The organism is Bacillus sp. 2D03 (assembly GCF_003946765.1).
Lineage (GTDB): Bacteria > Bacillota > Bacilli > Bacillales > Bacillaceae_G > Bacillus_A > Bacillus_A cereus.
In genome coordinates, this window is the sequence record NZ_RPSJ01000009.1 from 271,758 (window position 1) to 278,494 (window position 6,737).

The window sequence follows — 6,737 nt, forward strand, 5'->3', positions numbered from 1 at the left end:
GTTGATTTTTGTGACCGTTTTCATTATACTGTAATCAAAGAAGAGGTGAATAAAATGTTAACTCCTGAACGTCATCAAATGATATTGCAACTTGTAAAAGAACAGAAAGTTGTAAAATTACAGCAATTAGTTGAAAGAACAGAAAGCTCTGAGTCGACAATTCGCCGTGATTTAGCACAATTGGAAAAGCAAAGGTTATTAAAAAGAGTTCATGGTGGTGCCGCTGTTTTAACAGGAAAAGGGCAAGAACCAACGATGGTTGAAAAATCATCCAAAAACATTCAAATAAAACAACAAATTGCTAATTATGCGGCTAGCGTTATTGAACAAGGTGATTGTATTTATTTAGATGCAGGAAGTACAACATTTGAAATGATTCCATTTTTAATAAATAAAGATGTGACTGTCGTTACGAATGGACTTATGCATATTGAAGCTTTAGTTGAAAATAATATTCGTGCGTATTTACTAGGTGGAATGATGAAGAGTAGGACGAAAGCTTTAATCGGTGCTATGGCACAGGAAAGTATGCAGAAGTATCGTTTTGATAAATGTTTTTTAGGTGCAAATGGTGTACATGAACAGCTTGGCTTTACAACGCCAGATCCAGAAGAAGCGCTCTTAAAACAAATGGCATTAACATTAGCAAACGAAGGATATTTCTTAATTGATGAAAGTAAGTTTTCAGAAGTTGCATTTGCGAAAATTGCAAATGTTGAAGAAGCAAATATTATTACAAACCATTTAGAAATTGATTTAGAAAAATATAAAAGACAAACCAATGTAATTGAGGCTGATAAACAATGATCTATACAGTTACTTTAAACCCATCTATTGATTATGTAGTACAAGTTAATTCCTTTGATTTAGGCGCAGTCAATCGAGCAGAGAAAGATATGAAGTTTCCTGGAGGAAAAGGGATTAATGTTTCTCGCGTTCTCCATCGTTTAGGTGTGGAAAATGTAGCACTTGGATTTACTGGTGGATTCACCGGTCAATTTATTAAAGGTGTATTACAGGCGGAAGGCGTAATGACAAACTTCATCCAAGTAGACGGAGATTCCCGAATTAATGTGAAAATAAAAGGGCAAGAAGAGACAGAATTAAATGGGCAAGGTCCTAATGTGACAAATGAGCAATTTGAACAATTAATGAAACAAATCGAAAGTATGAAGCAGGGAGATTGCGTTGTGCTAGCTGGAAGTGTACCTGCATCTATCCCAACTACCTTTTATGAATCAATCGCAGCGCTCGGAGCTGAAAAAGGTATTCGAGTAGTAGTCGATGCAAGCGGAAGTGCACTGCAGCATGTAATTAAAAATAAGCCATTTTTAATTAAGCCAAACCATCATGAACTTGGTGAGTTGTTTGGAGTGGAGCTTTCAACAGTAGAGGACGTTTTACCTTATGGGAGAAAATTAATTGAACAAGGTATAAAACACGTTATCGTATCGATGGCTGGAGAGGGAGCTTTATTATTTACGGCAGAAGGTATATATGAAGCGACTGTTCCAAAAGGTGTTGTAATTAATTCAGTTGGGGCCGGAGATTCTCTTGTTGCAGGGTTTGTAGGCAAATATGAACAGACAAAAGATATTGAAAAGGCATTTCAATACGGCGTTGCAACAGGGAGTGCAACAGCATTTTCAGCTGATTTATGTAAGAAGGAAAAAGTAGAAGAATTATTGTCGCAAGTAATTGTAGCTAAGCGATAGGGGGAAGCAACATATGAAAATTACAGAACTATTAAAAAGGGATACAGTCATTATGGATTTGACAGCTTCAAATAAAGAAGCTGTCATAGATGAATTAGTTGAGAAATTAAATGGGGCAAATCGTTTAAATAGTAAAATGGGATTTAAAGAAGCTATTTTAAAGCGGGAGTCCCAAAGTACGACTGGAATAGGGGAAGGTATTGCAATACCTCATGCGAAGACAAAGGCTGTTAAACAACCATCGATTTGTTTTGGTAGAAGTGTAAGCGGTATCAATTATGAGTCGCTCGACGGACAGCCTGCACACTTATTCTTTATGATTGCTGCAAGTGAAGGAGCGAATAATACTCATTTAGAAACGTTGTCTCGTTTATCGACATTATTAATGGATGAAGGGTTTCGCAAGCAACTATTAGAAGCGAAGGATGAAAGTGAGCTTCTTCAACTATTTGATGAAAAAGAGAATGAAAAAGAAGAAGAGATTGAAGTCGCCAAACCAGAAGGAAATGAACCGTACGTATTGGCAGTTACGGCTTGCCCAACTGGAATCGCTCACACGTATATGGCCGCAGATAGCTTGAAAGCAAAAGCAGCAGAGCTAGGAATCGCAATTAAAGTTGAAACGAACGGATCAACAGGTATAAAAAACGGTTTAACAAAAGAAGACATTGAACGAGCAACAGCTATTATCGTAGCAGCAGATAAACAAGTAGAAATGAACCGTTTTGCTGGGAAGCATGTCATTCAAGTACCAGTCGCTGATGGGATTAGAAAAACGGAAACACTTCTTAATCGAGCTGTAAAGCAAGATGCACCAATCTTTAAAGGTGTAAAAGAAGATGGAAAGGCAGAAAGTACGGAAAAAGAAAAAGGATTAGGAATTTATAAGCATTTAATGAATGGCGTAAGTAATATGCTTCCATTCGTTGTTGGCGGCGGGATTTTAATAGCGCTAGCGTTTTCGTTTGGTGGTATAAAGGCGGAAGGTCCTTTAGCTGAATTGTTTATGTCAATTGGTGGGGGAAAAACAGGTGCGTTTTTATTCCTTGTACCAATTTTAGCTGGATTTATTGCAAGTTCTATTGCTGATCGTCCTGGTTTTATGCCTGGTGTTGTAGGTGGATTTTTAGCGGCGAATGCGAATGCTGGCTTTTTAGGTGGATTAATTGCTGGTTTCTTAGCTGGATATGTTGTTTTAGGGTTGAAAAGATTATTTTCAGGACTACCAGTACAATTAGAAGGAATTAAACCTGTTTTGTTATATCCAGTCTTTGGATTATTGATTACAGGAGTTGTAATGCAAAAAGCAGTGATTCCGCCTGTAGTAGCATTAAATGAAATGTTGACAGGGTGGTTAAATGGTTTAAACGGTACGAATGCTATATTACTAGGTCTTATTTTAGGTGGTATGATGGCAATTGATATGGGTGGTCCAATTAATAAAGCGGCATTTACGTTTGGTATTGCTGCAATAGAAGCACAGAATTTTGGAGTGCACTCAGCAGTTATGGCTGGTGGTATGGTACCGCCACTTGCGATTGCATTTGCAACTACATTCTTTAAATCAAAGTTTACAGAAGCGGAACGTAAATCTGGTTTAACAAATTATATTATGGGAGCATCGTTCATTACAGAAGGTGCGATTCCGTTTGCAGCTGCAGATCCGGTTCGAGTAATCGTAAGTTGTGTTGTTGGTTCAAGTATTGCAGGTGCGTTATCTATGTTATTCCAAATTACATTACCAGCACCGCATGGTGGATTATTTGTAATAGCGTTAGTAAATAAACCGTTACTATATATTTTCTCTATATTAATTGGAACGATTGTCTCGGCTATTATGCTAGGTGTTTGGAAAAAGAAAGTTCAATAACAAGTGAAAAGAGAGCAGCTTTAGTAGCTGCTCTCTTTTTATTACAAAAAAATAGGTTAACAATTAAATATTAATGTTTTTTGGTAAAAGATGTAATAAAACCTGAATTTTTTGTAACAAAAAAGTAACACTGTAATTTTTTCTGGAAAAAAGTTCTTGTGCTCGTATATGAAAAATATATGAACACCATTGGAGATTGTATTAGAAATACATTTTATTAATATGGAAATTTATGTTACAACTCGTTAATCGTATATTACGAATGCTTTGTAATTGTGTGATTTCTAAAATTTCTAAAAATCTGTTGCTATAATGAAAATACGAAAACAAAGCAAATGGAGGCTATTCATGAAAAAATTATTAGGTATAGCAACAGCAGCAGTTTTTGGTCTTGGGATTTTTGTGGGTTCTGCTAAAGCGGAAACAATTGTAACAACAGACGTATTAAATGTTAGAGAAAACCCAAATGTAGAGTCAAAGCTTGTAGGTAAAGTGTTAAGTGGGAATACACTAGATGTTATAAATACAGAAAATGGATGGACAAAAATTAAGTTGAACGGCAAGGAAGCGTTTGTAAGTGCCGAGTTTACAAAGAGCACATATTATGTAACGGCGGGCGTATTAAATATTCGTGCTGGAGCGAATACTGATTCTGAAATTTTAGGTAAACTTAATAAAGATGATGTGATTGAAACGACGAATCAAGTTCAAAATGAATGGTTACAATTCGACTACAATGGAAAAGTCGGATATGTTCACGTGCCATATTTAACAGGAACGGCACCTGTAATCGAAAAGAAAGAGGTTGTAGCTCAAGAAGAAGCGCCAGCTAGAACCAATACGCCGGTTAAAAATAATACAGTAGTTAAGAATAAAGAGTCTGTTAAGAGTAACGATTCTATTAAGAATGTAGAATCAAGTAAACCTGTGGTAAAAGAAAAACCGGCTGCAAAACCAGTTGCAAAATCTACTGAAACAAGTGCGCCTACTGGTGGTCGTGAAATTACAGTAGAAGCGACGGCATATACAGCAGATCCGAGTGAGAATGGTTCGTATGGTGGTCGTGTATTAACTGCGATGGGGCATGATTTAACAGCAAATCCAAATATGAAAGTAATTGCTGTTGATCCGAAAGTAATTCCGCTTGGATCAAAAGTATGGGTAGAAGGATATGGAGAAGCGATTGCTGGAGACACTGGTGGTGCGATTAAAGGAAACCGTATTGATGTATTAGTCGGTTCAGATGGTAGTGCTAATAGCTGGGGGCGCAAATCTGTAAAAGTGAAAGTTATACAATAGGTTATCGATATTAATATAAAAAGCGGTTGCTTGAATTTATGTAAGCAGCCGCTTTTTATGGATTATTGAAATGGATAAATAGTTTTACCTGTAATAATTTTATATGCACTGCAAAATTGCGTTTGTATATATTCTGTATTTTTATTTTCTGGATGCAATGTTGTTTCATGGAGAGTAGAATGAAAAGCCCGTAGTAAACAATTTAGGGCGAAGTATAATTCCTCTTGTGAACAATTTTGTTCTTTTGTAGAAGTAGCCAAAATGAGGTCTTTTGTCAAAGATGAAAAATTGATGGTGGATTGTTTCATAGTTAACTCATCCTCTCGAAACTATTTTTATCATGTATATGCAGAATTGGACAAACTATGTTCTTTTTTCTATATAATTTCATGTACCGAAATGAAAGAACTTGCAATCATGCCGTTAAAATTGGTAAGATTGGGTATAATCAATAGATGGAGTATATTACATAAAGAGAGTTGAATGATATGGTAGAAGTGCAACGCGAAAAAGTTGCTGTCATCATTGGACCAACTGCTGTTGGAAAGACGAAGTTAAGTATCGATCTTGCCAAAGCGTTGAACGGTGAAATTATTAGTGGTGATTCCATGCAGATCTATCGAGCGATGGATATTGGAACTGCAAAGGTAACAAAAGCAGAGATGGACGGAATTCCACATTATATGGTCGATATAAAAAATCCGGAAGATTCATTTTCTGTCGCGGAATTTCAAGAACGTGTTCGCAAGCATATTCGAGAAATTACAGAACGTGGTAAATTACCAATTATAGTTGGTGGGACCGGTCTTTATATACAATCTGTTTTATTCGATTATCAGTTTACAGATGATGCTGGTGATGTGATATACCGAGAGCAAATGGAAAAGTTAGCTTTAGAACGCGGTGTGGAATATGTACATAAAAAATTGCAAGAAGTAGATCCAGAAAGTGCGGAGCGTATTCATGCAAATAATGTACGACGTGTCATTCGGGCGTTAGAAATTTTCCACACAACGGGTGAAAAAATGAGTGACCAAATTGAGAAACAAGAAAAAGAGTTACTCTATGATGTTTCATTAATTGGCTTGACAATGGATCGAGAAATGCTATACGATCGCATTAACTTACGAGTGGATTTGATGATGGAACAAGGCCTATTAGAGGAAGTAGAAGGGCTGTATAATAGAGGGATACGAGATTGTCAATCTATTCAAGCGATTGGATATAAAGAAATCTATGATTATTTTGAGAATCGAGTCTCTTTAGAAGATGCGGTATCACAATTAAAGACGAATTCGCGTCGTTATGCAAAGCGTCAATTAACGTGGTTCCGTAATAAAATGGATGTCACGTGGTTTGATGTTACAAACGGTGAAAAAACGTCAGAAATTTTACGATACATAGAAGGAAAGTTACAAGTAAAGTCGAATAATAGTAAGTAGAGAAAAAGAGGAGGATTCGACATGAAGCAATCAATCAATATTCAAGATCAGTTTTTAAATCAACTCCGTAAAGAAAATACGTTTGTTACGCTGTACTTATTAAATGGTTTCCAGCTTCGTGGACTAATTAAAGGATTTGATAATTTTACAGTCCTGCTGGAAACAGAAGGTAAGCAACAGCTTATTTATAAACATGCAATTTCTACATTTGTACCACAAAAAAATGTTTCAATTGAATTAGAATAGTAATGAATTATTGTACATAACAAAAAAAGAGCGAGTTTTGAAGTGACCCCTAAAAGTTAGACACGGTTATTTCATTAGGCAGCTTGATAAAAGTGAGTCCGGTATTGTACCGGGCTCATTTTTAATTTTGCCTTAATCCGTTTCGTATTATAATAATCTATATAT

The 6,737-nt window shown here is 36.1% G+C and carries 8 protein-coding genes; 6 read left to right on the forward strand and 2 right to left on the reverse strand.

The window, feature by feature from the left end; all coding sequences use genetic code 11:
• The first annotated feature begins 54 nt into the window (after positions 1-54).
• The 4 genes from EBQ15_RS21105 to entD all read left to right on the forward strand — a co-directional run bounded on the left by EBQ15_RS21105 (position 55) and on the right by entD (position 4,884).
• Positions 55-807 (forward strand): DeoR/GlpR family DNA-binding transcription regulator, encoded by a 753-nt coding sequence (locus EBQ15_RS21105; RefSeq protein ID WP_000957286.1) that lies wholly within the window; start codon positions 55-57, stop codon positions 805-807.
• Complete coding sequence (pfkB, locus tag EBQ15_RS21110; protein ID WP_000640834.1) at positions 804-1,715, forward strand: 1-phosphofructokinase; 912 nt, start codon at positions 804-806, stop codon at positions 1,713-1,715. The genes EBQ15_RS21105 and pfkB overlap by 4 nt, the downstream gene beginning before the upstream one ends.
• Before the next feature lie 13 nt (positions 1,716-1,728).
• The gene (locus EBQ15_RS21115; protein WP_000704602.1) at positions 1,729-3,585 is read left to right on the forward strand and encodes a PTS fructose transporter subunit IIABC; all 1,857 of its coding nucleotides are present in this window, start codon (positions 1,729-1,731) and stop codon (positions 3,583-3,585) included.
• Between the two features lie 348 nt (positions 3,586-3,933).
• Positions 3,934-4,884, forward strand: a complete 951-nt coding sequence (entD, locus tag EBQ15_RS21120; protein WP_000734641.1) for a cell wall-binding protein EntD — start codon at positions 3,934-3,936, stop codon at positions 4,882-4,884.
• A 62-nt stretch (positions 4,885-4,946) separates the two neighbouring features.
• On the opposite strand, the gene EBQ15_RS21125 is transcribed toward entD, so the two are convergent.
• On the reverse strand, positions 4,947-5,192 hold the full coding sequence (locus EBQ15_RS21125; protein WP_000814429.1) for a hypothetical protein: 246 nt from the start codon (positions 5,190-5,192) through the stop codon (positions 4,947-4,949).
• Between the two features lie 180 nt (positions 5,193-5,372).
• Between EBQ15_RS21125 and miaA the strand changes: the two genes are divergently transcribed.
• Together miaA and hfq are read left to right on the forward strand one after the other, a co-directional pair.
• Positions 5,373-6,326, forward strand: a complete 954-nt coding sequence (gene miaA, locus EBQ15_RS21130) for a tRNA (adenosine(37)-N6)-dimethylallyltransferase MiaA (RefSeq protein WP_000230557.1) — start codon at positions 5,373-5,375, stop codon at positions 6,324-6,326.
• Positions 6,327-6,347: 21 nt separating this feature from the next.
• Entirely contained in the window at positions 6,348-6,572 is a 225-nt protein-coding gene (gene hfq / locus EBQ15_RS21135) for an RNA chaperone Hfq (RefSeq protein ID WP_000813896.1), read from the forward strand.
• A gap of 74 nt (positions 6,573-6,646) precedes the next feature.
• Here hfq and EBQ15_RS21140 read toward each other — a convergent pair.
• On the reverse strand, positions 6,647-6,737 hold a 91-nt coding region (locus EBQ15_RS21140; protein ID WP_130953558.1), incomplete at its 5' end, for an IS3 family transposase.